This window comes from Candidatus Cryptobacteroides sp., assembly GCF_056207615.1.
On sequence record NZ_JBAEER010000025.1, the window covers coordinates 1 to 26,648 of the forward strand.

Here is a 26,648-nt window from a genome sequence, read left to right on the forward strand (position 1 = left end):
TGCATGGCAATCTGAGCTTCCGGGGTGTTGATGACGGACTCCTTGATCTTGAACTGGAATCCTGCGTGGCTGTAGGTCGCGTAGCCGTACTCATCGACCACGTATTCGTCCTTTGAAGGTTTCTTGCGGGCTTCAGCGACACAGATGCTGGCGAAGACTGACGCAAGGAGAAGTAGGGTATAGATTGTCTTTTTCATGTCTGGAGTTACAGTATCTGCAAATTTAATACTCTTTTCGTTATTTATCGTATGTCAGTCGCGACAACAAGAAAGGCCAGCCCGGAGGCTGACCTTCCATTATCCTTATCGGTCGCAGGCATGCTATTCTGATATGCCTGCTGCGCGTTTATTAGAACTCGCGTGGTCCCCAAAGCTCCTCGCACATTGCGAAGCCGTCAGGATCGAATTCCTTGAGCTGCTCGTAGTTGAACGGATAGTAGTCGTTCTCGCCCCAGTAAGCCTCGCTCATCTCTGACCAGTACTCCCACTCTGTGTTCATACAGTATGCGTCGGTGGTCTTTGTCCACCTCTCCTGAGGGTCGTTCACATTGTATCTGTAGTAGATCTCATTGTACCTTCCACTGTTCTTCGCACGTCTGTAGGCCTGCTTGATAGTCTGGTTGGTAGATCCGCCGAGACCATGGTCATGGTACATGTGGCAAAGCTCATGGAATACCATGAAAGGCTGATTCTGGTTAGACCAGCTTACATAGTAGCTGTAGTTGGTGATCTCTACGCACTTGCCCTTGTCAGGAATGTCACCGTACGAACCAGGGTAGCTGGCGTTGGTATGATACCATGCAGCGCTAGGATTCTTGCTGTTATTCTCCTCGAGCCAGATTGGTTTGGTCTTCATCACCTCGAGAACCTTCTCCGGAACGAAAGAGACGATCTTGTCGATGTCTGCCTTCATGTGCTCGATAGCAGCCTGAGCGGCATCGGTCGCGAGCCTGCTCTCCCTGAGCTTGAACTGGAATCCCTCGTGGGTGAATGTCGCATAGCCCCACTTGTCGACCTCGTATTCCGGACCAAGATCCTCAGGATTGTCTGAAGGGTCGTCGGTAGGAGTGTCGTCAGGTGTAGAAGGAGTGGTTCCCGGCTTTACGATAGGTCCTGAAGGAACTTTACCTGGATCATTGATTTCGTCCTTGCTACAAGATGGGGATGCAAGGATCACTGCCAATAAGGCGAAAGAGAAAAGGATTCTTTTCATGGCGTATATCTGTTAAGTGCTTAACAAATATACGAAAATTTTCCATTATTGTCTACCTCCTCTGCGAATTCTTGTCTGACCGGAGTTGTCGTCGGTGTACAGGGAGGGGAGTTCGATGCCATAGTGGACGCAGAGTATCCTGATCATGAGCACCGCGATGGCGGCGATGATCTCGCATACGATGGTCTGGAGTCCCATCTTCATGCTGAGCCAGTAGAAGAATCCACCGCCGATGCAGGCCATCGCATAGATGTCCTTGCGGAAGATGAGCGGCACCTCGTTGATGAGCACGTCACGGATCACACCGCCGGCCGCACCGGTGATGCATCCCATGATGATGTTGATCCATGTGGGATTTCCTGCGTTCATGCTCTTCTCGAATCCGACCACGGTGAAGAGTGCCAGACCGATGGCGTCGAAGATGAAGAAGGTGTAGTTCAGCCTGACTATCCATTTCTTGAAGACGATCACGGTGATGAGCGAGAGGAAGGTGATGATCGCGTACGATGGCTGTATCATCCAGAATGGGGTGACGCCGAGGAAAAGGTCACGGATGGTACCGCCGCCAACCGCGGTCACGAATCCCACGACGAACGCGCCGAATAGATCGAACTTCTTGGTCGATGAGAGTCTCACACCGGAAATCGCGAACGCGAATGTACCGATGTAGTCGATCATGTCGAGGAAGGTGACTTGGAAATCTATGAATGGTATGGTCATCATTTCATTGTGTCTTTGCGGCGGCAAATATATGCCGAATACACGATAAACCATAATTTATGTGAGCAAATTTTCATCAATCTGGGGCTCTGAAAGCCCGATATGCGAAAAAAACGAAGAATTTTTCGTCCGGAGGTGTAACAATCAGCTAGTACACTGCGTCTAATGTGCGAATTCAGAAAGAAATTAGAAAATCAGAAAAGAATTGGAAATGAAAAAGTGTATCTATTCATTCATCATCCTGGCGAGTTCGATACTCTCGTCGACAGACATGAGCGCGGCTCGTCAGGATTATTGTACCATCAAGGGCTCGGTAAGTTGCGGCAATGAGGCCGCCGGATTTGCGACCGTGGCGGTAATGCAGATGGACAGCACCCTCGTGACGGGCGTCGCATGCGATGAGAACGGTAATTACAGCATCCCGGAAATCGCGAAGGGAAAATATATCGTATCCGCGTCTCTCATAGGATACAAGCCCTCATATATGGACGTGATCCTCAGCCAGCAGGTGCATGAACTTCCTCTCATCACTCTCGAGGAGGATGCGCAGATGCTTCAGTCTGCGATGGTCAGCGAGAAGGTGAAGCTGGTCGAGATGAAGATCGACAAGCTCGTCGTGAACGTGTCCCAGAGTGCCTATGCACAGGGTTCTAACGCGCTCGAGCTCATGAAGAAGGCCCCTGGCGTCACCATCGACAAGGACGGCAACGTCAAGCTCAACGGAAAGAGCGTTTCCATCTGGGTCGACGGACGTCCTTCGAACCTCAACGGCAAGTCTCTCGAGGCCCTTCTCCGTTCCACCAACGGCGAGAGCATCGACAAGTTCGAGCTCATGGAACATCCGTCATCGAAGTATGATGCGGAGGGTCAGGGCGGTATCATCAATATCAAGACAAAGAAGAATCTCGCAGCGGGCTTCAACGGCTCGATGGGCATCGGTGGCGGAGGAATGTACTTCAGCAAGACCGGACGATTCCCATGGCAGGAAAGCTTCTGGACCAACCTGGGCTTCCGCACGAAGAAGACCAATACATACCTGAATGTCTATGAGGGTACCTATGTGACGGATCTTGAGATGTCGAACAACCTCAGCTTCGAGAACGAGGCGGGCGAGATGTTCCGCAGATCGGCGAATTCTCTTATCGTGAATAAGTATTCCAACTATAACCTGAAGCTCGGTCATGATTGGTTCATCGACAAGAAGAACACCGTCGGAGCGATCTTCTACATGCCAGGTGAAATCCAGAACATGTCTAGCGACAAGGGCTTGACGCAGATGTGGCTCTCGGAGGTTCCGTTCCAGGAAATCGTCACCGGCATCGAGAACAAGAGCAAGAGCCGCCAGTACAATGCGAACCTCAACTATACCCATGTGTTCGATGAGACCAGGAGCGCGGAGATGACAGTGAACCTCGATTATTACCGCAATGGCTCATTCTCCCACAATATCCAGAACGACGAGGCCGTGATGGTTGCGGATCCGGACAGGAGCATCTTCAAGGTGCAGACCGTGGACACGGACCAGATTTATGACATCTATTCGGCGAAGGCTGATTATCAGACCGTGCTCTGGAAGAGGTACATGTTCGAGGCCGGTGCCAAGTGGGCGATGTCCATGACCCGAAACAATGGCTTAGAGAAGGTGACGGAGATGCCTGACGTGCTTTCGGACTTCCTCTACAGGGAGCATATCGGAGCAGGCTACTTCAATATCGCGGGCCAGTTCGGGGAGAAGTTCTCGGCCAAACTGGGACTCCGCGGTGAGTATACCAACTCTTTCGGAGACTGGAAGTCTGCAGGGGAGCAGAGTAAGAACAGCTACTTCGACATCTTTCCAACTGCATATATCGGCTACGCAGCTTCGGAGAAGGTGAGACTCTCACTCTCATACACCAGAAGGATCTCGAGGCCGAACTACAATCAACTCGATCCTACCAAGACCTATGTCGATGCACAGTCATACCTCATCGGTAGCCCGGACCTTCTTCCGTCATACAACCAGACAGTTTCCTTCACCTCAGGATTTGGCCAGCACCTCTCGCTCTCGGTAGGATACGACCATAGCTCGAAGCTCCACATCCAGGCACCGTCCTTCGACGAGACCGGAAAGGAGATTCTGACATGGACCAACGGCGGAGTCCAGAACATGGCTTTTGTCGCCTTCAATGTGTCGGCGCTCCCTGTCACCAAGTGGCTCGACTGGACGCTCTCAGCGACAGGACTCTATACCAATTCCAATCTCAAGGACTTGGGACAGAAAAACTCATCGTTTGCGGCCCAGCTCTATACGGACTTCACTTTCAACCTTCCAAAGGATTGGAAGATCAGTCTCGATGCCGACTATCAGACTCCTATGGCGTACAACATCTATAGGATCCGTACCGTGTTCATGGCAAACTTCAGCATGAAGAAGAACCTCCTCGAGAACAGACTCAGTCTCGGTTTCAGGGTCGATGACATCTTCAACACAGCCTCGAACAACATGGATATACTTACTCCTGGCTCATCGAGTATCTATCTCGGTCAGAAGTACTATCGCTGCAAGGCTATCGTCGACCTCACCTGGAACTTCGGACAGGCGCAGAGCACTAAGGCCCGCAAGGTCGGTAACCTCGACGAGATGTCCCGCGTGGGAAACAATAATTGATTCTGAGAATACTCCCTGTACTCAGGGATTGCTAAACAACATATATACTGAACTAAAAAAAGAAGGGGCGGCCGTGAGGTCCCCCTTTCTTGCTATTTGTATTTTCTTTTCAGCTGTTATCGACCGATTCTGAATCCTAACCTTACATTTCCAACATGGTAGAAATATCCATTGACAGGAATTCCGATATAACCGGCAGACACAACGAACCTATTGAACTCAAAGCCCAATCCCGACTTGATGAATAATCCGTTGAACGCAAGGTCCATGACTCCGAAATATCCGCCAATCGAACCTTCCACAAAAGGACAGCATCTTTTACCTACAGTGAGCAATCCCTTTGCGTTCAGTGCCAGTGGAACGAAAGCCTCATACGCGAATTTGTCGGGTCCTCCATATACACGCTGCCTTCCTAACATGTCAAACCCAGTCTCTGCTCCGAGGAAAAAATATCTGTTGAATCTCACTCCAACTGCAACATCAGATATTGGACCGCACCAGTCTGTACCTGCGATTATGCCAACTGGATTCAAATATGCATTAAACTTGGCTTTAGGATTCTTTTCCCACGTTACCTGTTGGTCATAATTCTTGATGTTGGCGATACCCTGATTGTTCTCCGCACGGTAATTCTCGTACTGATTCTGAGCATAAATCTCCGAGTAAGATGCAAATAACAAGATGAGGAGGAATAATCGTTTCATATTCATGCCAATTTTGAATTATCTAAAACAAATCTAAAGCAAACTGCGAATATTAACTCGCAACTTTTGCGAATTAATTGCCAAAATAGTCCTTAGAGTTTTGCGATCTCGGCGAGAAGGCTGTCGACGGCCTCGTCAGTGGTGGCCCAGCTGGTGCAGAACCTCACTGCGGTGTGGCCCTCGTCGACGAATCCCCATGACTCGAAGCTGAACTTCTTGCGGAGCTCGGCGACGAGCTCGTTCGGAAGGATAGGGAACTGCTGGTTGGTAGGGCTCTCCGCAAAGAACGGGAATCCCTTCGCAGCGAAGGCGTCCCTGATGGCGAAAGCCTTGTCGATGGCATTCTTCGCAGCACGGATGTAGAGACCGTCGGTGAAGAGGGTCTCGAACTGGATGCCGAGCATACGACCCTTAGCGAGCATGCCACCGTTCATCTTGATGCTGTAGCGGAAGTCCTTCGAGAGGCGGGTGTCGGTGAACACGACTGCCTCGCCGAAGAGCGCGCCCTGCTTGGTACCGCCGATATAGAATACGTCAGCGAGCTTCGCGAGGTCATGGAGAGTGATCTCGCAGGCTGGAGATGCGAGTCCGTAGCCGAGGCGTGCGCCGTCCACGAAGAGAGGAATGTCCCACTCGCGGCATACCTTCGAGATGGCCTCGAGCTCAGCCTTGCTGTAGATTGTGCCCTTCTCTGTTGGGAAAGAGATATATACCATCGCAGGCTGCGCGGTGTGCTCCTTGCTGTAGTCGTCGCGATGCTCTACGAGCACATGCTCGATCTGTGCGGCGCTGATCTTTCCGTTGCCGGTAGGGAGAGCGATGCACTTGTGCCCGTTATGCTCCACGGCCATGGTCTCATGCACATTGATGTGTCCGGACTCGGCGCAGATGACTGCCTGGTACGGGCGGAGTATGTGTGCGATCACAGTCACGTTGGTCTGGGTACCGCCGACGAGGAAATGCACGTCGGCCTCAGGAGCGCCTATGGCCTCCTTTATGAGCTCCTTCGCGTGGGCGCAGTGCGGATCCATTCCGTAGCCCAGGGTCTGATCGAAATTGCTCTCCTGGAGAGCCTGAAGTATCTCTGGAAGACAGCCTTCCAGGTAGTCGCTGTCAAATCTGAACATCTTCTTATGTGTTTTAGGATTGCGAATTTAACGATTAAATGAATGTGATCACCAGTATGACGGTCATCAGTATGGCGAAAAGAATGCACCAGAAGCTGAATATGGCAAGACCCACATGGACGGTCTTCCTCAATGACTCCCTGCGGTTGATTCCGAATAGCTGGCAGAAATCGAAGATCATCAGCATGGCCATCAGGAGCATTCCTATCTTCGTGCTCTTGCCGAAAGTCAGCGCAAGGGCGAAGAGCATGTAGAAGCAATACTGGCAGAGGATGTACGCCGAGATAGCGGCCGACGCCGAATATGATATGCCGTACTTCTTTCTGAAGGCCCACCAGATCGCGAGGCTGAGCAATATCAGGTTCCCCAGGAAGAGGGTGATGCCTCCGTTCCTAAGTGCAGACTCGAGCGCTGCCACGGATGCCTTGAATTCCGTGTCGACATATTCCGGGTTGGTGTCGAGATGGAGGAGCATATACGCATCGAGCAGTGTGGTCGCAGCTCCTATCGCATTCACGGCATAGTCCTTCTCGACCGACTTCTCGACTATCTCTTCCACTGTCTCCTGGGCATAAGCCGTATCCGCCTTCTCCTTTCCCTCGATGGTTATGTTGATGGATGCGTTCTGGAGACTGTCCCTGAAGCTTCCGTATTCCTTGAACCTATGCGCGTTCCTGGCTTCCGGAGAGGCTATGCTCGCCACCATGGCGAAGAATGCGTAGAAGATGATCAGCGCCGTCATAGGGGAGAGATAGCTGCTGTTCTTTCCCTGGAGATAGTCGCGTATCATGTAGCCCGGCCTGAGAAGAAGGTGGACGAAGGTCCTCTTCGCATCGTCGTTCATGAACGGGATGCTGTCGAAGCTGCCCTTGAAGAACTTCTTTGAGCTCACCGAGCTGCTGCGCTTCTGTCCGCAGTCGGGACAATACGCAGTGTCGAATACCCTTCCGCACGAAGGACACTCGATTGGCTGCAGGTTTTCCTTCTTCTGGAAAGGAATGCTGCCGGTGACCATCCAAATGCGGAAAAGACGCCTCAGGGCGGGGCGTCTTTTCGTTATCGTATCAAGTCTTAGCTTCATTCTAGAGCAGTGTCTCGCCTGGAGTGTTGATCTCTTCGAGTGTATAGGCCGAACTTCCGTCGAAGCAGTGAGTACAGATCTGGCACTTCTCGAGTCCGATTGCCTTCACGAGTGTGTCGAGCTTGCTGAACTGGAGTGATGAGAGGCTGAACTGCTGCCTGATGTCCTCGACCATTCTCTCATATTCAGGAGAACCTGCTGTCGCGTATGCCTCGAGGTTCTTGCTTGCGTCGCCTTCGAACTTCTTGATGACCCTGCGGGTGATGAGGTCCATCTCGCTCTTGCTGGCAGAGAAGTTTATGAACGGACATGCGTAGATAAGAGGAGGACATGCGATTCGCATGTGGACTTCCTTCGCTCCGAGCTCGGTGAGAACCTTCGTATTGTCGCGAAGCTGGGTGCCTCGTACGATGCTGTCGTCGCAGAAGAGAACCCTCTTGTCCTTGAGCACAGGGGCGTTAGGGATGAGCTTCATCTTCGCTACGAGCTCGCGGTGCTCCTGGTTCGATGGCATGAACGAACGTGGCCAGGTAGGAGTGTATTTCTGTATCGCGCGCTGGTAAGGAACCTTGTGGCCCTCCGCATATCCGACAGCCATTCCGATGCCGCTGTCTGGAATGCCGCATGCGCAGTCGACTTCAGTCTTGTCTTCCTCTCCCATCACGCGACCGCACTCGTTGCGCATGATCTCGGCGCACTTGCCTTCGTAGATGGAGTTAGGGAAACCGTAGTAAACCCAGAGGAAGGAGCATATCTGCATCTTCTTGTTCGGCCTGCGGAGCTGCTCGAAGCCGTCTCCCTTGATCTTTACTATCTCTCCAGGTCCGACGAAGTAGCTGATCTCATAGTCGAGGTTAGGGAAGGAGCTTGATTCGCTCGCCGCCGCCATCGCACCGTCCTTCTTTCCGAGGACGATAGGGGTGCGGCCCCAGCTGTCACGCGCTGCTATGATTCCGTCCTCGGTGAGGAGGAGCATGCTGCATGAACCCTTGATATTGCGGAATACGTTCTCGATGCCGTCCACGAAGTCCTTGCCCTTGATGATGAGCAGTGAGATGAGCTCGGTAGGGTTAATCTTGCCACTGCTGAACTCGCTCAGATGCATGTTCTCTTCGAGGAGCTTGTCTGCGAGTTCCTGTGCATTGTTGATCTTTGCTACAGTAACGATGGCGAACCTTCCGAGGTGGGAGTTCATCAGGAGCGGCTGTGCGTCGGTGTCGCTGATGATGCCGATTCCGGCGTTGCCCTTGAATTTGCCGAGTTCAGACTCGAACTTGGTCCTGAAGTAAGTGTTCTCAAGGCTGTGGATGCTCCTGAAGAAGCCGTCCTCCTGGCTGTAAGTAGCCATACCGCCGCGGCGGGTACCGAGATGGGACTGATAGTCAGTTCCGTAGAAGAGGTCTGTCGCACAAGGTTTTTCCTTGTGGATAGTGCCGAAAAAGCCACCCATTGATGAGATTGTTTGTAGTTTTCTGACCGCGAATTTATAAAATTTTAAATTTTTTAAAAAATATTATTGCGTTCTCGGCGAGAAATGTTTTGTGAATGGCTAATCAAGCAGCCATCCGCCCTTCTGGAGCACCTTGGTCATAAGGAGCGGATTCATGTCGGACTCGTGCTTCTCGACGAAATTGCGTACTTCCTTCCTGGCTTCGTCGGACCTGTGGCTGGAAAGCAGGGCTGAGCACCATGTAGAAGGGAAGAATATGTCGCCGGTCCTCTGGATTTCTTCCAAAGCCTCGAGGCCAGGAGTGATGTATCTCACGGCTTCTGCGGCCCTCAGAGGGTGGTTGAGAAGCGAGAGCGCGCTGGTCACTCGTGACTCGGCGGCGCGGGTCTCGTCGTGGAGCAGGGTCTCGAAGAAACGGTCTCTTTCCTCCTGGTCGGCAGAGCAGGCCTGCGAGATGTACATGAAGGCTTCCTTCCTGTCGGGATTGGTGATCCTGTCCGCCTGGATCCTGCGTATGTCCTCGGCTCCTTCAGGATACCTTATCATGAGCTGATATGCCAGGGATGTGTAGTCGCTCTCGCTGAAAGTGAGGCCATTGAACGGATCCTGGCTCACCCAGTTGAAGAAGAGCAGATCGTTGTACCTTGTCGAAAGGGACATGAGCGAGCGGTAGGCGAGAAGTCGGAACTCGCTGTCGCGCTCCTCGTCTGCCGCGATGCTGAAGAGCATGGTCTCGAAGCTTCCGCTGTTCTCCGCCCACCTCGCAGCTGCCGAACCGTAGCTCAGAAGCTGGCTGCGGATGAGCGCGTTGGTCTCATGGTCGAGCGCATAGCACACCCACTCTGCGAAGTCCGCGCTGTCGATGGTCCTGTGCCATACGTTCTCATAGAGGGTCATCAGAAGCGACATCCTTGCGGTCTCGCTATCCAATGATGTGTACTGTCTCTTGAGCTCCCTTGCAGCCTCCTCGTCGGTGCGGAACCATCCGTAAGCCTTTCCATCTATATTAGGTATGACGCTCACGATGTCGAAGGGAGCCTCGAATCCGACCACGTCCTTGCCTTCGAAGACAGCGGTGACGTCGACATGGTCCTTCTCTCCGACTATCCTGCACACGATTTCCTGCTGCCATACGTTCCCTGCCTTGAAAGGATCTCCCTGCCTGATCGCGAGCTTCCTGCCACTGACCTCGAAATCGTAGGCCGGCATGCCTTTCTCCTTGATCCATACCCGGCTCCAGTCTGCGATGTCGAAGTCCGCCTCCTTGCTGAAGATCTCGATCAGATCGTCCCAGGTCGCGTCTCCGTAACCGAACTTCCTGAGGTATTCCTGGATTCCGCGGCGGAACTTTTCCTCACCCAGGCGCTTCTCGAGCATTGCCATCACCACCGGCGACTTGTCGTAGATGATGTTGCAGTAGATGAGTCCCGCATAGTTGAGGTTGTCCAGCGGCCTCTGGATTGCGTTCGATCCGAGCGTCCTGTCCTCGCTGTACGAAGCTGCATAGTAGTTCATCAGGTCTCCCAGTTCGTGGTTGATCTCGGGGAATTCAGGCCTTGCCATCTTCGCAGCGAAGAAGTTCGCGAACACCTCCTTGGTCCATACGTCGTCGAACCATTTCATGGTCACATAGTCGCCGAACCACATGTGGGCGGTCTCATGCGCTATGAGCGCAGCCCTGTCGAGGAGCTCTGCGGTGGTCGCGTTCGCGTTGAGGAATATCCTCCTGTCGTTGTAGAGGGTCGCTCCTGTATGCTCCATTCCTCCGTACTGGAAGTCAGGCAGCACTATGAGGTCATATTTCGCGAAAGGATACGGGATTCCAGTGTAATCCTCGAGCCAGTCCAGCGAACTCTTCACGAGCCTCAGCACCTCGCTGCACTCCGCGATCTTCTCGGGATCCGTCTCCCTGTGGTAGAGGTGCACCGGCTTGCCTGCGGCGCTGATCCCGTCCTCGCTTACGCACTCGAATTCACCGGCGACGAAGGAGAATAGGTAACTGCTGAGAGGCTCGGTCTGCGCGAAGCATATCCTGTTTCCCTCGTGCGAGCTCACGGCAGTGTTCGATACCGCGACCCAACCCTCGGGAACGGTGAGGCTGAGGGTATATCTTGCCTTCATGTCCGACTGGTCGAAGCAGGGGAACAGCGTCCTGGCGCGGTCAGGGACGAGGAGGGTGTAGAGGAAATGTTCCCTGCGGTTGAGGGACTGCTCTCCGGCCGTGAAGGAGATGTCGACCTTGTTCTCACCTCTCTTCAGCAGTTTGGACGGCAGGACTATGTGCTCGTTCTCTATCTTTGCGTCGACCGTGTTCCCGTTGATGCTGACCGATGCGATCTCGTATCCTCTGGCATCCAGGACAACGTCCTTGCGGCTCTCGAGATTGAAGCGAACTGTCTCGCTGGCGGGGATGCTTTCGCTGATTTCCTGGGGTATGTCGAAGTCCAGCTCGTATCTCACGTCGGTGATCTCGGCCTTCCTGCTGATTGCAAGGGAATGGGGGACTCCGGACTCGATTGCTCGGCTGCAGGATGCGAAAATGGACGTAAGTGCTACGAATGCCGTTACTATGCGTTGTATTCTCATGATTCAGGGATGTTTGACCCACAAAAGTAAGCCTTTCTTGAAAAATAGTACAAAATAATAGGACTATCGTTCATAAGAACTTCCTTGGTCCTGCGCGTACTTGATATTTGCATAGCATTATTATATTTTTGTATTGGCCAAACAGGCAAAACGAAATAATAACCAAAATCAGATATGAACAAGATCGCAAAAGCACTCATTCTTTTCGGCATGTCACTCGCTGTCTGCGTGAACGCCGATGCTGCAAAGCGTCAGCGTACCATCACCAAGGTGGAGGCAGTAAGCGTGGAGAGTCCTGCCGGAACGGTACCTGTACTTCCATACCAGGTCTGGGTTACCTACTCTGACGGTCATCAGGACTGGCGCCAGGTTCGCTGGACCAACTCTGCTCGTCCGGTCGAGGAGCTCCAGGCGACCTACCCTGTAGGAAAGGAGTACACCATCGACGGATATGTGATCGGTGACAACACCACCGAGAACGGCTATCCTATCGTAGCAAACATCAAGGTCGTGACCAAGAAGACCGTCAGCCATGAGATCAAGGCTGAGCCTCTTCCACTGGCAAATGTGCACCTCACCGGATCCAACCGACTCACCTCGAACCGTGAGCTCGCCATCGACCAGATCCTCAGCTGGGACGTGAAGTCTATGTGTTACAACTACCGTGACACCTACGGTTTCAGCACCGAGGGTTATCCTGAGGGCGACGGTTGGGATTCACCTACCACCAAGCTCAAGGGACATGGTACGGGTCACTATCTCTCGTCTCTTGCTTTCGCATACACATCTACCGACGATCCTGCCAAGAAGGCTGCGCTCAAGGCGAACGTGAAGTTCATGCTCGACTGCATGCGCGAGTGCCAGGAGAAGACCTTCGTATGGAACGAGGAACTCGGTCGCTACTGGGAGGCTCGTGACTTCGCACCGGAGGAGGAGCTTCGCGGACTTCTCGGAACATGGGCAGCGTTCGACGAGTACAAGCAGCATCCTGAGAAGTACGGATATGGATACATCAACGCCATCCCTGCACAGCACTGCGCACTCATCGAGATGTACCGTGCGTACAACAACAACGACTGGGTATGGGCACCATACTATACCGTCCACAAGCAGCTCGCAGGTCTCATCGACATCGCAAACAACATCGATGACAAGGAGCTTGCAGCGAAGGCTTTCACCATCGCAAAGGACATGGGTCTCTGGGTGTGGAACCGTATGCACTACAGGACTTATGTGAAGATGGACGGCGACCGCGCTGAGCGTCAGGCAAAGCCAGGCAACCGTTACGAGATGTGGAACATGTACATCGCAGGTGAGGTCGGCGGTATGTGCGAGTCCCTTTCAAGGCTCGCAGAGATGTCGAACAACCTCGAGGATAAGGCTAAGCTCATCGAGGCTGCGAACTGCTTCGATACCAAGGCTCTCTTCGATCCTGTCTCAGTGAACATCGACGACGTACGTACCCGTCACGCAAACCAGCACATCCCTATGTTCGTGGGTGCTCTCCGCAGCTACCGCACCAACAATGATCCTTACTACTACGATCTCTCATACAACTTCTGGAACATGCTCCAGGGTCGTTACATCTACGCAATGGGTGGTGTAGGTAACGGTGAGATGTTCCGTCAGCCTTACTCACAGATGCTCAGCATGAACACCAACGTGATGTCAGACTGGAGGACTCATCAGATGCTTCCTAATCCTACTCTCAACGAGACCTGCTGCGCATACAACATCGCCAAGCTCACCAAGGATCTCAACTGCTTCGATCCTGACGACGCTCGCTACATGGACTACTACGAGCGCGTGCTCTACAACCAGCTCGTCGGTTCGGTACATCCTGAGCATTACGGAGTGACCTACCACTACGCAGTCGGAATGAACGCGGCAAAGCCTTTCGGCAGCGAGACTCCGGGTTCTTCATGCTGCGGCGGTACCGGTTCAGAGAACCATGTCAAGTATCAGGAGGCTGCTTACTTCGTGGGCGACAATACCATCTGGGTGGCTCTCTACATGCCATCTGAGGCAAAGTGGGGCAACGTCACCCTCGCACAGGACTGCCTCTGGCCAGCGGAGAAGACCTCTATCACCGTGAAGGAGGGAAGCGGCAACTTCACCATGAAGCTCCGCGTACCTTACTGGGCAACCGCAGGCTTCACCGTGTCTCTCAACGGCAAGGTCATCGCGCAGAACTGCCAGCCTTGTTCATACTACGCAATCTCAGGCCATGATTGGAAGCCAGGCGACGTGGTCGAGGTCGAGATGCCATTCACCAAGCACATCAACTTCGGTCCTGACAAGATGGCTCTCGCAGCTACCGGTCCGGACGAGCCTCGTACTCCTTTCGACCCACAGTGGCTCGGTACCATCATGTATGGTCCTCTCTGTATGGCGACTGAGGAGGTACACGACTGGTCAAACGCTGACATCGACCTCAGCGGCGACCTCTCTGAGATCGTTGCAAATGCACCTACCGCAGCCGGCGGATTCGACGGCAACCTCTATACCATGACTCTTGGCGACCTTACCTTCGTCCCTGACTATCACGAGACTCACAATGCGACCCACTATCTCCGTCTCAACGTGAACGCTCCTAAGAAGGCAAAGAAGGGCAAACTCGACAAGACCGAACTCAACGCAGTCGTGAACCTTGCAAAGGAGCGCGTAGCTGAGCAGGATGCATGGAACGCTCTCGCAGTGAAGGTTCCTGCATTCTCTCCATGGGCCCCTAACGGATATGCCCGCATGGTCGCTCAGATTGCAGCTGCCGAGAAGATTCTTGCTGCCAAGAAGCCAAGCATGGCAGAGGTGAACGATGCAGTTTCTGCACTCAACGTTTGCGTGAACACCATGCGTCCTGGTAACCTCGCAGAGCCGGAGGATCTCGCAGAGCTCCTCACCCTCGTTACCGAGACCAAGGAGATTTCAAGCAAGACTACTGAACTCCGTGAGGCTATCGACTACGCTGACATGGTCGTTTCCTATGTGAACGACGGTAGCGGTACTGCGGATATGATCGTGAAAGCTACGGCTCAGCTCAAGGCGGCACGCGCCAACTTGGGTAAGTAGCCGGGTGATAATTATAAGTTCGTTTTATTTGGATGCATCCACGATGCCGGACGGTATCGTGGATGTTTTTTTTGTACTATCTTTGGCGCGCATTTCCCTTTGACCCATGGAAAAGAATCCTATAGATATCGCTTTGCGCTGCGCGATGGACGCGCATGAATGCCAGCTCGATCCAGCCGGCTATCCGCGCATGCTCCACAGCCTTGCGGTGGGCCTGATGGGCCATACCGACGAGGAGAAGATGGCAGGTTTCCTGCATGATTCCCTGCTTTACGGAGGCACGACTGCTGCCAGACTTCGCGAGGCCGGCGTTCCGCTCGGCATAGTTGCCGCGACCGAACTCCTGACTCCGGAATCCTTAGACATGAATGCACACGCCGCGAAGGTCATCTCTTCGGGCAATCCTATCGCGCTCCAGGTGCTCTACAATGATCTCAGGAAGACCCTCGAGGCGGGGGAGAATGCCGAGTTGTCTGAGGCGCTCGCCATGGTGGAGAAGGCTGTCGCGGATGCTTCCAGAGTGGATCTGTATTCTTTCCCGGAGGATCCTGAGGTGGATGTCGCGATCTTTGCCTGCGGTTGCTTCTGGGGCACTCAGCACCAGTATGACAAGGAACCTGGAGTGCTCAGGACCCTTGCCGGCTATACCGGCGGACCGGAGGAGAACCCAAGCTATGCTGACGTACGTGACCATAGGACCCACCATGTCGAGGCCGTCATCGTGGAGTTCGACCCGAAGGTCACCGACTACACCAAGCTCTGCCAGGTATTCTTCGAGATCCATGATCCTGCCCAGACCGACGGAGTCGGACCTGACCTGGGACCTCAGTACAGGAGCTGTCTTTTCTGGAGGACTCAGGAGCAGAAGGACAAGGCCGATGCCGTCATTGCAGACCTTCGTTCCCGTGGATATGAGGTGAACACCCTCATTCTTCCGTTCGAGCGCTTCTACATTGGCGAGGAATACCACCAGAAATACTATGAGAAGACCGGCGGAGAACCATATTGCCACCTTCGTGTCCGAAAGTTCCCCAAATAATTATTAGATTTGCACTTCCTTGCCCCAAGGAAAGAGCAACATGGATGAAGCATCGACATTAAGAGCAGAAGAACTACACTGGTATGCGATGAACGTCTTCTTCAACAAGACGGCAAACGTGATACCGTTCCTCACGGCTGACGGCATGGCCTACTTCTGGCCGAAGAACGTCGCCAAGAATCTGCTTTTCATCAGGTCGACCGCTCCTTATGTACTCGAGCTCCGTAAGAGGATCAACTGCCACAACAAGCTTTTCACAAAGCCGGGCAGCTTCGATCCGCAAGTCATTCCGGACAGGGAAATGGACCTTTTCATCAAGGTGTCGTCGGTGGACGACATGGGAATGGAGATAGTACAGGTGGATTATTCCAAGCTTATCCTCGGACAGAAGGTCAGAGTGGTAGGAGGACCTTTCGAAGGCACGGAAGGATATATAAAGCGCATACACAAGGACCAGCGACTGGTTGTATGCATAGAAGGCGTCGTTGCCGTGGCTACCTCGTACATACCGAGAGCCCTGCTCGAGCCTGTAGTAGAGTAAAGAACGAACAAGACATATATGTTGAAAATTTCACAGCGCGCAGAGAATATGCCGAGCTCTCCTATCAGAAAGCTCGCAAGATATGCCGACGAAGCAAAACGTAACGGCATACATGTATATCATCTGAATATCGGTCAGCCGGACATCAAGACTCCGGACTGCGCCATCGAAGCAGCTCGTAAGCTTGATCACGAGATCCTCGAGTACAGCCCGTCACAGGGACATCTTTCTCTCAGGACCAAGCTCGTCGGATACTATGCACAGTACGGTATCAACCTCTCGCCGGACGAGATAATCGTCACCACAGGTGGCTCGGAGGCCGTTCAGTTCGCATACATGGCCTGCCTCAACCCAGGTGACGAGATCATCGTTACCGACCCTTCATACGCAAACTACATGGCCTTCGCGATCAGCGCAGGAGCCGTGGTTAAGTCCGTCAAGACCAGCATCGACAACGGCTTCCGTCTTCCTCCAATCGAGAAGTTCGAGGAGCAGATCACCGAGAGGACCAAGGCCATCCTGATCTGCAACCCTAACAACCCGACCGGCTACCTCTACACCCGCAAGGAGATGCAGCAGATTCGTGACATCGTCAAGAAGCACAATCTCTATCTCTTCTCGGATGAGGTCTATCGTGAGTTCATCTATACCAAGCAGCCATACATCTCGGCTTGCCACCTCGAGGGAATCGAGGACAATGTCGTACTCATCGACTCCGTATCCAAACGTTACAGCGAGTGCGGAATCCGCATCGGTACCCTCATCACCAAGAACAAGAAGGTGCGCGAGGCGGTGATGAAGTTCTGTCAGGCTCGTCTCAGCCCGCCTCTCTACGGACAGGTGATCGCAGAGGCTTCCATCTCCACTCCGCAGGAGTACATGGACGAGGTGTACGAAGAGTACCTCAGCCGCCGCAACTTCCTCATCGACGGTCTCAACAAGATCAACGGCGTGTATAGCCCTACACCTATGGGTGCGTTCTATACGATGGTGCGTCTCCCAGTCGATGATGCAGAGAAGTTCTGCCAGTGGTGCCTCACCGACTTCCAGTACGAAGGTCAGACCATCATGATGGCCCCAGGCGCCGGCTTCTATACAGAACCGGGCGAGGGCAAGGATGAGGTCCGCATGGCGTACGTGCTCAACAAGGAGGATCTCGCAAAGGCTCTCGTCGTCCTTGAGAAGGCACTCGAGGCATACAACAATCGCACAGAATAATGCGAATCGGCCCGCTCAGCAGGAACCTGGCCGACCTGGCCATGCCAATTTTCATCGATATCCTGCTGATGATGCTCCTCGGAGCAGTCGATACCTTCATGCTCAGCCGCTATTCCGACCTTTCGGTGGCGGCCGTCGGCATTGATGCACAGTTCATCAACCTCGTGCTGGTGGTCTTCCAGGTCCTTTCCCTTGCGACGTCGATACTCTGCTCGCAGTACATCGGCGCGAAGCTGCGTGACAAGGTCGTACAGGTGGTGGGCATCTCGCTCATCGCAACGGCAGTGGTCGGCGTGGTGGTCAGCTCGTCACTGTTCTTCTTCGCGCATCAGATACTCCAGATGCTTGGAGCCGGCCCCGAACTCATAGGGGAGGCAGAGGTCTACATGAAGATAGTCGGTCTCACATGCATCTTCCAGGCGTTCTCGCTGACCCTTGCCGCAGCCCTTCGAAGTGCGGACATGGCGAAGTACCCGATGATGGTGTCGCTGGTCATCAACGTCGTGAACATATTCGGAAACTATGCGCTCATCTTCGGCCATTTCGGTCTTCCGTCCCTCGGAGTCACCGGCGCAGCGATTGCGACAGCGACCAGCAGGGGAATCGGTATGGTCATCCTCGCCGTCGTGCTTCTGCGCAAGCATATCCCTTCTTTCCCGAAGAGGCTCTTCACCCCGTTCCCATGGGACGAGCTCGGCAAGTTGCTCAAGGTCGGAATTCCTTCGGCCGGAGAGCAGATGTCTTACAGCCTCTCGCAGATGGTCGTAACCTCGTTCATCCTGATGATAGGAAACGACGCTCTGGCAGCCCGCACCTATTGCCAGAACATCGTCATGTTCACCTATGTCATAGCTCTTGCGATGGCGCAGGCTTCGGCGATTGAGGTCGGGCATCTTGTGGGAATGAAGAAGCCGCGCGCTGCGTTCTGCATAGGAAAGCGTGCGCTGAAGATCAGCATCTGGTCCGCAACCTCGCTCTCGTTCCTGATCGCATGTCTCGGACTTCCTATCCTCCACACGCTCACCGATAACGAGAACATCATCCGCATGTGCTGGTCCGTCATGTGGGTCGACATCATGCTCGAGCACGGCCGTGCAATCAACATGTTCGCGGTGAACGCGCTGCGCTCGGCAGGCGACATCTATTTCCCTGTCCTTCTTAGCATCGCGGTCGTATGGACGGTCGCTGTAGGCCTGAGCTACTTCTTCGGAATCACTCTCGGCTTCGGAATCGTCGGAATGTGGTTCGCACTCCTTCTCGACGAGAACATCCGCGGCTACGTATTCGTGAAGCGCTGGAACTCGATGAAGTGGGCGACGAAAAGTTTCGTCAGATAAATAAAGCCGACCATTTGGTCGGCTTTATTTGTATACCCCCGCTGCTATCGCAGCTGCCCCGAGGGGCATGCCGTCTACACTGCGTTCCGACGGGTGTCTCCGTGGCTCAATTTCCATTTCGCACACTTCGACACGGCGCTGATGCGCCTTGTTATATCCGGGCTAGAGCTTGTCGACAAGCTTCTCCATCTGAACGCTGTGTGAACCCTTGATGAGGACCATGGCCCTCGTGATAGGATTCTCCTTGAGGTACTCTGCGAGATCGTCGACGTCCTTGAAGCTTTCCGTGAGCTTGCCAAACTCCTCTCCGACGTAGTAAGCCTTCGTGATCTTGCCGTGCTCGATGAGGAAGTTGACCATGTCCACTATCTTCTTGTGCTCCTCCTGCGACTCCTTGCCGAGCTCACGCATGTCTCCGAGGAGTGCTATCTTGCAGCGCGCGTCGAGCAGCGAGAAGTTCTTGAGCGCAACCTCCATGCTGCTAGGATTAGCGTTGTAGGCATCTACGATGAGGTTGTTGTCCATGGTCCTTACCATCTGAGAGCGGTTGTTGGAAGGGACATAGCGGCTGATTGCCTCCACTGCCTGCTCCTCGCTGACGCCGAAGAACTTTCCGACGGCGATGGCTGCCATCACGTTGTCGGCATTGTATGAACCTATGAGATTGGTGCGGACCTCGAGCATCTGCTCCTGGTGATAGATGCGTCCGGTGAACGGATTGGTCTTGAGGACAGGGACGAGCATCTTGAGGAAAGGATAGCGGCCGTTGGCCTGGAGAACCACCGCGCCCTGATACTTGACGCCGTATGGTATGGTCTTCAGACCTCTGATCTCCCTTGCCATTTCCCTGAGGTCCTCGCTGTCGGAGTTGATGAAGACCTTCTGGCCATGGGCCTTGATGAACTCATAGAGCTCACCCTTGGTCTTCTTCACACCATCGAAACTGCCGAAGCCGAGAAGGTGAGCCTTGCCGACGTTGGTGATCAGGCCGTAGTCAGGCTGCGCGATCTCGACGAGCTCCTTGATGTCACCAGGGTGGCTTGCGCCCATCTCGATGACCGCGATCTCAGTGTCCTCGTTGATCTTGAGGAGGCTGAGAGGAACTCCGATATTGTTGTTGAGGTTGCCTTCAGTGGCGGTCACGTCATATTTGCACGCGAGCACGCACTTGATGAGCTCTTTCGTAGTGGTCTTGCCGTTGGTTCCGGTGAGGGCGATGACTGTGAGTCTCTCGTTTCCGAGGAAGGTGTTCTCGCGGTGGTAGCGGGCGAGTGCCCAGAGAGTCTTGAGGGTATCCTTTACGGGAATGATCTTCTCAGAGAGCCTCTCCACGGCCTCGATCTCCTTCTTGTGAGACTTGAACCAGTCATCTGATACGACTGCATAGGCAGCTCCCGACTCGATGGCCTTGAAGGCATAGTCGCTGCCGTCGAAGTTCTCGCCCTTGAGTCCGATGAAGAGCTGTCCTTCCTCGATCTTGCGGCTGTCGGTGGTGACGCTTCCGCATGCGAGGAATATCTCGTGAAGTTTCTGTATTTCTATTGCCATTGTCTATCTTCTGTTTGAAGTCAAGAACCCTTATTTCAAGCCGGTGCTGCCGAATCCTCCTTCTCCTCTCTCGGTCTCATCGAGAATCTCTACCTCCTCCCACTCTACAGTCTCGTGGCGTGCCACGACCATCTGGGCGATTCTCTCGCCAGGGACGATCTCGAATGCTTCGTTCGAGAGATTCACGAGGATGACCTTGATCTCTCCGCGGTAGTCTGCATCGATGGTTCCGGGAGTGTTGAGGACGGTGATTCCACGCTTCGCTGCAAGACCGCTGCGAGGACGTACCTGTGCTTCAAAACCCTTTGGAAGCGCTATGTAAAGACCGGTTGGGACCATGGCTCTCTCGAGTGGACCGAGGGTCACGGATTCAGTGATGTTTGCCTTGAGATCCATACCCGCAGACTGCTCTGTGGCGTAAGCTGGAGTAGGGAAGGCCGACTTGTTGATGATCTTGACTTTCATGCTGCAAATTTAATCAAAAGAGCCGTAAAAAAGAATTTAATCCCATGCTTCGAGATCCTTTTCGATCTGCGGCATCATGCTCCTGTGGAACTGCGGTTCCTTGCCCTCCTTCCTCTGCTTCCTGTAGTCGTCGAGGAGGAAGAAAGCGTGCTTTGCGAGCTGCACGATGGCGATGAGGTTGCATATAGTGAGCAGACCCATGCATATGTCGATCCACACCCACACGTCCTGCAGGCTTCCGAACGCACCGCCGACGATGGTGGCCGCGATGATGGTCCTGTATATCCACAGCCATATCCTTGCCTTCCTGCTGTCGCTGCCGGTCACAAACCTCAGGCTGTTCTCTCCATAGAAGTAGTTGCCGATGATGGATGTGAAGGCGAAGAGGAATACGGCCGCGGTGATGAAATACACTCCGACCGGACCGATCAGCGAATTCAGTGCGGCGATGGTGAGCTCGATTCCGTCCTTGCCGCTGTCGTACTGTCCGGAGATGATCACGATCATGGCTGTGCATGAGCATATCACTATCGTATCCACGAATACGCCGAGCGCCTGGATGAGGCCCTGCTTTGCCGGATGGCTGGTGTCAGCGATTGCCGCAGCGTTCGGAGCTGAACCCTCACCGGCCTCGTTGCTGAAGAGGCCTCTCTTGATTCCCTGCATGACTGCGAGTCCGACGACTCCGCCGCCAACCTGCTGCATTCCGAACGCGCTTTCGATGATGAGCTTGAGCACTTCAGGAATCTTGGTGATGTTCAGTGCGATGATCACTATCGCGAGTAAAAGGTACGCCACCGCCATGAATGGGACCATGTAGCTGGTGACGAGGCTGATGCGCTTGATGCCGCCGATGATGATGGTCATGAATCCGATCATCATGATGATGGCGACAGGGAGCTTGGACCACCCGAAGGTAGTGTTGAGCGAGCCGAGGATGACGTTGCTCTGGAGCACGTTGTTCGCGAATCCGAAGGTGAGGATCATCAGGATGGAGAAGAGCACGCCCATCCACCTCCTGCCGAGTCCGGCTTCCATGTAGAATGCCGGGCCGCCGTAGTACGAATCCTTGCCCTTGCGCTTGTAGAGCTGGGCGAGGGTGGCCTCCACGAATCCGGTTGCAGATCCGAGCAGTGCCATCATCCACATCCAGAACACCGCTCCCGGACCTCCGACGAAGATGGCGGAAGCGACTCCGGCGAGGTTGCCCGTTCCGACGCGGCTCGCCAGCGACACCGCAAACGCCTGGAATGTTCCGATGGTCTTGTCATTTGAGACCTTGTCACGGCCGGCCATGATGCGGCACATCTCTCCGAGCATCCTGAACTGGAAGCCCTTTGTCTTTATCGTGAAATACAGTGCACACCCTATCAGGAGGGTGATGATAACGTACGACCAGAGGAAGTCGTTTATTGAGTCAATGAATTGAAGCATATAGTGCTAAATTGGCAATTTTATTTTGCAATTCCAATTTTTGGCGTATATTTGCACTCGCATTCGGGGGATTAGCTCAGTTGGTAGAGCACCTGCTTTGCAAGCAGGGGGTCAAGAGTTCGAATCTCTTATTCTCCACAACGATAAGCCGGTCAGTCTTGACCGGCTTTTTTCGTTGTGGAGAATGTGTCTTAACCCCAGTCAGCTGTCGCTGACAGCCCCTGTCAGGGGCACACGGCCTGCGCTCCGCTCCGGCCGGCAACTCCGTGGCTCGACAACTGTCTCGCACACTCCGTTGCGGCGCTCGTGCGCCTTGCTGGGTCAGCATTCAGTTTGCATGCGTTTCAGCCTAATATTCTTTAGTTCCAAATAACCAATAACAAATCTTCCTGCTTTTTGCCCAGGTGACCGAATGGTTGCCTTGAATGCGTCTGGCACGAACGTCAAAAATCGATCGATTCTTGGATGTCGTGCCAGCAAAATAGCTCAAAACCCAGGAAATCGTGCCACGAACGCCAAAAAACACCCTATTTTTGTAGCTCGTGCCAGCCGGACAGGCCGGAAGACGCCAGTCGAGCTAGACGGGAGACCCCAGCCGGGCTAGACGGAAGATCCCAGCCGGGCCGTATAGAAGAACCTAGCCGGACAGGTCGGAAGACCCCAGTCGGACTGCATGAAAAATAGAATTAGCTATGACAATGGATTGGTCAAGAAAAGTTTGGGAATGTGCGCTGGTTGCGGTGCTGAGCGTGCTGTTTGTTGGCTGCGCGCAGAATCAGAATCGTAAGCGGACGCAGAATCCGGTGTCTACCATGGTGGTGCTGGAGATCGCGACAGTTGGGACGACTCCGGATGCAGCTGTACCGATGGGGGAGATAGAGCTGCTTCTATATGATGACACCCCGCTTCACAAGGCGAATTTCGTCGAGATGGTGGAGAGCGGGTGGCTTGAAGGCAAGATCTTCAACCGCGTCATCGCCGATTTCATGATCCAGTGCGGGTATGAGCAGACGGAGCACACAATCGAGCCGGAGATACATTATCCGAAGTATATCCACCGTCGCGGAATGCTCGCGATGGGGCGTTCGCGCGAGGACCTGCTCAGCAATTCGGAACAATTCTATATCGTATGGGGAAAGCCCCTGGACGACGAATACATAGATCGCGTGCAGGAGAGGATCTTCCGTGAAACTGGCGAGCACATAGTGTTCCCGGAGGAGATCCGCCAGGTCTATAGGACAGTCGGAGGCACGCCGCATCTGGACAGCCAGTTCACCATCTTCGGTGAAGTTACCAAGGGACTCGACGTCGTGGAGACGATACAGGCTGTCGAGACCGACTCGGAGGATAAGCCCCTTGCCGACGTCGTGATCACCAAGGCCTACCTGAAGTAGCCCCACATACAAATAAGAGCCTGTGTCAATGCGACACAGGCTCTTATATTGCGCACCAACAGTGTTGGAACTAGCCTCGAAGCTTGACGAAGGCGCAACGGCAGTGCTTTTTACTCGCCCTCGAAGCTTGACTCAGGAGCGTTGTAGAATGCGATAGCGTCGATCTCGGTCTTTGCACCCTTAGGGAGAGCAGCGACCTGGTAGCATACGCGTGCAGGCTTGTCCTCTGGGAAGAACTCAGCATATACGCCGTTCATGGCAGCGAAGTCGTTGATGTCTGAGAGGAGAACGCTGGTCTTCACCACATCGTTGAATCCGAGACCTGCTGCTGCGAGGATGTTACCGATGTTGGTGAGTGCCTGACGAGTCTGCTCCTCGATGGTTGCAGGAATCTCGCCGGTAGCTGGATTCACTGGAAGCTGACCAGAAACATAGAGGGTGTCGTTGGCGAATATGGCCTGTGAGTAAGGTCCGATTGCTGCGGGAGCCTTAGGGGTTGCGATGATCTTCTTCATGTCGTTGTGTTTTGTATGATGCAAATTTACTGATATTATGTCGTATATTTGTACAAACCAATGACCAAATACATGAAAAAAACGCTATTCGCGGTCGTGGCCCTGATTCTTGGCGCATCATTTGTCGCCAATGCCCAGAAGCCAGACCCAAAGTTTCACATCTACCTCTGCTTCGGTCAGTCGAACATGGAGGCAGGTGCAGTTCCTGCAGAGCAGGACAAGGATTTCAATGATCCGAGATTCCAGTTCGTCGCGGCTGTGGACATGCCGAAGATGGACAGGGAGATGGGCAAATGGTACACGGCGGTTCCGCCGATCTGCCGTCCGAGCAACAACATGGGCCCGGTGGATTTCTTCGGTCGCAAGATGATCGAGGTCATGCCTGCGGACTACAGGGTGGGAGTCATCAACGTCTCCGTGGCCGGTGCCAAGATCGAGCTCTGGGACAAGGACGCCTACAAGGAGTACATCGACAGTGAGCGCGACTGGATGAAGGACATCGTCGAGATGTACGGCGGCAGCCCTTATCAGCGCCTGCTCGATATGGCGAAGATCGCACAGAAGGACGGTGTCATCAAGGGTATGCTCCTCCATCAGGGAGAGTCAAACTCCGACGACCCTGAGTGGCCAGCGAAGGTCAAGAAGATCCATGACGACCTCTGCAAGGACCTCGGACTCAACCCTACGGACATTCCGCTCCTCGCCGGTGAGCTCAAGTATGAGGAAAGCGACGGTATCTGCTGGCGCTTCAACCGCGACATACTTCCACACCTTCCTGAGGTGCTCCCTAATTCGCATGTGATCTCTGCGCTCGGTTGCGAGAGCACCGGAGATACCTTCCATTTCAGCACCGAGGGCATGCGCCTTCTCGGCTATCGCTATGCGGAGAAGATGCTCCAGCTCCAGGGCTTCACCAAGCCTCAGACCAGGACCGTGACCCTCAATCCTGCGAACCTCGGCATCTCGAACAGCCCGACTCTCGCGGGTATCTTCATCGAGGATATCTACAACTCCCTCGACGGCGGAATCTGTGCACAGCTTATCCAGAATAACTCTTTCCAGGCCTATGACGTGCCGGAGGCTCCGGACCCACGCGAGTTCTCGCAGTCCGACACCACCTTCTTCGGATGGACCGTTGTCGCAAAGGACGGCGCAAAGGGCCAGGCTCACACCGTGGACTACAAGCCTCTTCGTCCGAACATGAAGAGGATGTACACCTATTATCCGGACGACCAGTATGACGACGAGCTCAGGTACAGGCAGTTCTGCGTAAGGTTCGACGTCGAGGATCCGGGCGAGGGCTACGGTATCGCCGCAAACGGATATGGTATCTCTCCATACGTGTTCCGCGACAGGAATGCATTCTACTCAAACAATACCCAGACCCCTTCGATCGCGGTCAAGGAGGGTATTCGCTACGACCTCGGACTCTATCTCCAGGGTGAGAACTACAAGGGCAATATCAATGTCTATCTCGAGAACAAGGAAGGTGAGCTCAACTCCAACGTCATCACCATCTCGTCGCTCGACAGCAACTGGAAGAAGCACGTCGGTGCACTCAAGGCTCTTCGAAGCGAGGACAGCCGTCTTGCCATCGTCGCTGACTCAAAGGGTATCTTCTACCTCGATTTCGTGACCCTCGTTCCTGAGGAGTCCGAGCTCTGGCTCGAAGGCGCTGCCGGTCCTTTCCGCAAGGATATGATGCAGGCTCTCGCAGACCTCAAGCCTACCTTCATGCGCTTCCCTGGCGGTTGTGCATCCGAGGGCTCGACCTACTTCGGCCAGGTGTTCTGGAAGAACAGCATCGGCCCAGTCGAGGAGAGAATAGGTTTCCGTAACCATTGGGGCTACTGGACATCTCAGTACGTGGGATTCTACGAGTATCTCCTGATGGCCGAGTCTCTCGGTGCAACTCCTCTTCCTGTGCTCAACAACGGTGTTACATGCCAGTTCGCCGGTCATTCATACATCGCTCCGCTCGAGACCGAGAGAGATCGCCAGAATTTCTACAACGTCTTCGTGAAGGATGCCCTCGACTTCATCGAGTTCTGCAACGGCAGCGTAACCACCGAGTGGGGTGCAAAGCGTGCGCAGATGGGCCATCCGGCTCCGTTCAACCTCAAGTACCTCGGAATCGGCAACGAGAACAAGGGACCTGAGTTCTGGGAGCGCTTCGACATCATGTACAAGGCTGTCAAGGCTCAGTATCCTGACATCGTCATCGTCTCTACCGCCGGCTCTGCTGCTCAGGGTCCAGAGTTCAACGCGAACTACGCTGAGATTGACGCGAAGTATCCTGACACCATCGTCGACGAGCATTACTACATGAGCGATGACTGGTTCTACAAGAACGGCGACCGCTATGCTCCGGGCAAGGTGCGCGGTGCGGAAGGCAATACCTACGACAGGTCGAAGCCAACCCGCGTGTTCGTGGGTGAGTTCGCGAACAACCGTACCAACAACGCCTATGTCTCTACCATGTCCGAGGCGGCATATTGGCTGAGCCTCGAGAGGAATTCGGACATGGTGTCCATGGCAGCGTATGCGCCTCTCTTCTGCAA

At 53.9% G+C, this 26,648-nt stretch carries 20 protein-coding genes and 1 tRNA gene; 9 read left to right on the forward strand and 12 right to left on the reverse strand.

Annotated features, from left to right (window positions below; all coding sequences use genetic code 11):
• The 3 genes from AC06ND_RS01360 to AC06ND_RS01370 all read right to left on the reverse strand — a co-directional run.
• The coding region (locus AC06ND_RS01360; protein WP_475677201.1) for a hypothetical protein at positions 1-197 on the reverse strand (197 nt) is incomplete at its 3' end.
• Between the two features lie 151 nt (positions 198-348).
• Positions 349-1,212 carry a hypothetical protein gene (locus AC06ND_RS01365; RefSeq protein WP_475677202.1) on the reverse strand — a complete coding sequence of 288 codons (864 nt, stop codon included), beginning with the start codon at positions 1,210-1,212 and terminating at the stop codon, positions 349-351.
• 45 nt (positions 1,213-1,257) lie between these two features.
• Complete coding sequence (locus tag AC06ND_RS01370) at positions 1,258-1,935, reverse strand: trimeric intracellular cation channel family protein (RefSeq protein ID WP_475677203.1); 678 nt, start codon at positions 1,933-1,935, stop codon at positions 1,258-1,260.
• Between the two features lie 208 nt (positions 1,936-2,143).
• On the opposite strand from AC06ND_RS01370, the gene AC06ND_RS01375 reads away from it, so the two are divergent.
• Positions 2,144-4,579, forward strand: a complete 2,436-nt coding sequence (locus AC06ND_RS01375; protein ID WP_475677204.1) for an outer membrane beta-barrel family protein — start codon at positions 2,144-2,146, stop codon at positions 4,577-4,579.
• Positions 4,580-4,695: 116 nt separating this feature from the next.
• On the opposite strand, the gene AC06ND_RS01380 is transcribed toward AC06ND_RS01375, so the two are convergent.
• The 5 genes from AC06ND_RS01380 to AC06ND_RS01400 all read right to left on the reverse strand — a co-directional run bounded on the left by AC06ND_RS01380 (position 4,696) and on the right by AC06ND_RS01400 (position 11,527).
• The gene (locus AC06ND_RS01380; protein WP_475677205.1) at positions 4,696-5,283 is read right to left on the reverse strand and encodes a hypothetical protein; all 588 of its coding nucleotides are present in this window, start codon (positions 5,281-5,283) and stop codon (positions 4,696-4,698) included.
• Between the two features lie 92 nt (positions 5,284-5,375).
• On the reverse strand, positions 5,376-6,410 hold the full coding sequence (locus AC06ND_RS01385) for a threonine aldolase family protein (RefSeq protein WP_475677206.1): 1,035 nt from the start codon (positions 6,408-6,410) through the stop codon (positions 5,376-5,378).
• A 34-nt stretch (positions 6,411-6,444) separates the two neighbouring features.
• A complete protein-coding gene (locus tag AC06ND_RS01390; protein WP_475677207.1) occupies positions 6,445-7,491 on the reverse strand; it encodes a DUF3667 domain-containing protein in 1,047 nt (348 codons plus the stop codon).
• A 1-nt stretch (position 7,492) separates the two neighbouring features.
• Entirely contained in the window at positions 7,493-8,941 is a 1,449-nt protein-coding gene (locus tag AC06ND_RS01395; RefSeq protein WP_475677208.1) for an amidophosphoribosyltransferase, read from the reverse strand.
• Positions 8,942-9,040: 99 nt separating this feature from the next.
• Positions 9,041-11,527, reverse strand: a complete 2,487-nt coding sequence (locus tag AC06ND_RS01400; RefSeq protein ID WP_475677209.1) for a M1 family aminopeptidase — start codon at positions 11,525-11,527, stop codon at positions 9,041-9,043.
• Between the two features lie 174 nt (positions 11,528-11,701).
• On the opposite strand from AC06ND_RS01400, the gene AC06ND_RS01405 reads away from it, so the two are divergent.
• The 5 genes from AC06ND_RS01405 (at position 11,702) to AC06ND_RS01425 (ending at position 18,731) form a co-directional block, all read left to right on the forward strand.
• Positions 11,702-14,596, forward strand: coding sequence for a beta-L-arabinofuranosidase domain-containing protein (locus tag AC06ND_RS01405; RefSeq protein ID WP_475677210.1), 2,895 nt, complete (start codon positions 11,702-11,704; stop codon positions 14,594-14,596).
• A 106-nt stretch (positions 14,597-14,702) separates the two neighbouring features.
• Positions 14,703-15,635 (forward strand): peptide-methionine (S)-S-oxide reductase MsrA, encoded by a 933-nt coding sequence (gene msrA / locus AC06ND_RS01410; protein ID WP_475677211.1) that lies wholly within the window; start codon positions 14,703-14,705, stop codon positions 15,633-15,635.
• 40 nt (positions 15,636-15,675) lie between these two features.
• Entirely contained in the window at positions 15,676-16,176 is a 501-nt protein-coding gene (locus AC06ND_RS01415; RefSeq protein WP_475677212.1) for a UpxY family transcription antiterminator, read from the forward strand.
• 18 nt (positions 16,177-16,194) lie between these two features.
• Positions 16,195-17,394, forward strand: a complete 1,200-nt coding sequence (locus AC06ND_RS01420; RefSeq protein ID WP_475677213.1) for a pyridoxal phosphate-dependent aminotransferase — start codon at positions 16,195-16,197, stop codon at positions 17,392-17,394.
• A 41-nt stretch (positions 17,395-17,435) separates the two neighbouring features.
• Complete coding sequence (locus AC06ND_RS01425) at positions 17,436-18,731, forward strand: MATE family efflux transporter (protein ID WP_475677214.1); 1,296 nt, start codon at positions 17,436-17,438, stop codon at positions 18,729-18,731.
• 162 nt (positions 18,732-18,893) lie between these two features.
• On the opposite strand, the gene AC06ND_RS01430 is transcribed toward AC06ND_RS01425, so the two are convergent.
• From AC06ND_RS01430 to AC06ND_RS01440, 3 genes are read right to left on the reverse strand one after another with little or no spacing between them, the layout of a single operon-like run.
• Positions 18,894-20,273 (reverse strand): UDP-N-acetylmuramoyl-tripeptide--D-alanyl-D-alanine ligase, encoded by a 1,380-nt coding sequence (locus AC06ND_RS01430; RefSeq protein ID WP_475677219.1) that lies wholly within the window; start codon positions 20,271-20,273, stop codon positions 18,894-18,896.
• Positions 20,274-20,309: 36 nt separating this feature from the next.
• Positions 20,310-20,744 (reverse strand): dUTP diphosphatase, encoded by a 435-nt coding sequence (dut, locus tag AC06ND_RS01435; protein ID WP_475677215.1) that lies wholly within the window; start codon positions 20,742-20,744, stop codon positions 20,310-20,312.
• A 36-nt stretch (positions 20,745-20,780) separates the two neighbouring features.
• Positions 20,781-22,166: an alanine/glycine:cation symporter family protein gene (locus tag AC06ND_RS01440; RefSeq protein ID WP_475677220.1), complete on the reverse strand. Its 1,386-nt coding sequence runs from the start codon at positions 22,164-22,166 to the stop codon at positions 20,781-20,783.
• A gap of 77 nt (positions 22,167-22,243) precedes the next feature.
• Here AC06ND_RS01440 and AC06ND_RS01445 point away from each other — a divergent pair.
• Positions 22,244-22,316, forward strand: a tRNA-Ala gene (locus AC06ND_RS01445).
• Positions 22,317-22,876: 560 nt separating this feature from the next.
• Complete coding sequence (locus AC06ND_RS01450) at positions 22,877-23,572, forward strand: peptidylprolyl isomerase (RefSeq protein ID WP_475677216.1); 696 nt, start codon at positions 22,877-22,879, stop codon at positions 23,570-23,572.
• Between the two features lie 110 nt (positions 23,573-23,682).
• Here the strand turns inward: AC06ND_RS01450 and AC06ND_RS01455 are convergent, their stop codons facing one another.
• Positions 23,683-24,087: a RidA family protein gene (locus AC06ND_RS01455; protein ID WP_475677217.1), complete on the reverse strand. Its 405-nt coding sequence runs from the start codon at positions 24,085-24,087 to the stop codon at positions 23,683-23,685.
• Between the two features lie 72 nt (positions 24,088-24,159).
• Between AC06ND_RS01455 and AC06ND_RS01460 the strand changes: the two genes are divergently transcribed.
• On the forward strand, positions 24,160-26,648 hold a 2,489-nt coding region (locus AC06ND_RS01460; protein ID WP_475677218.1), incomplete at its 3' end, for a sialate O-acetylesterase.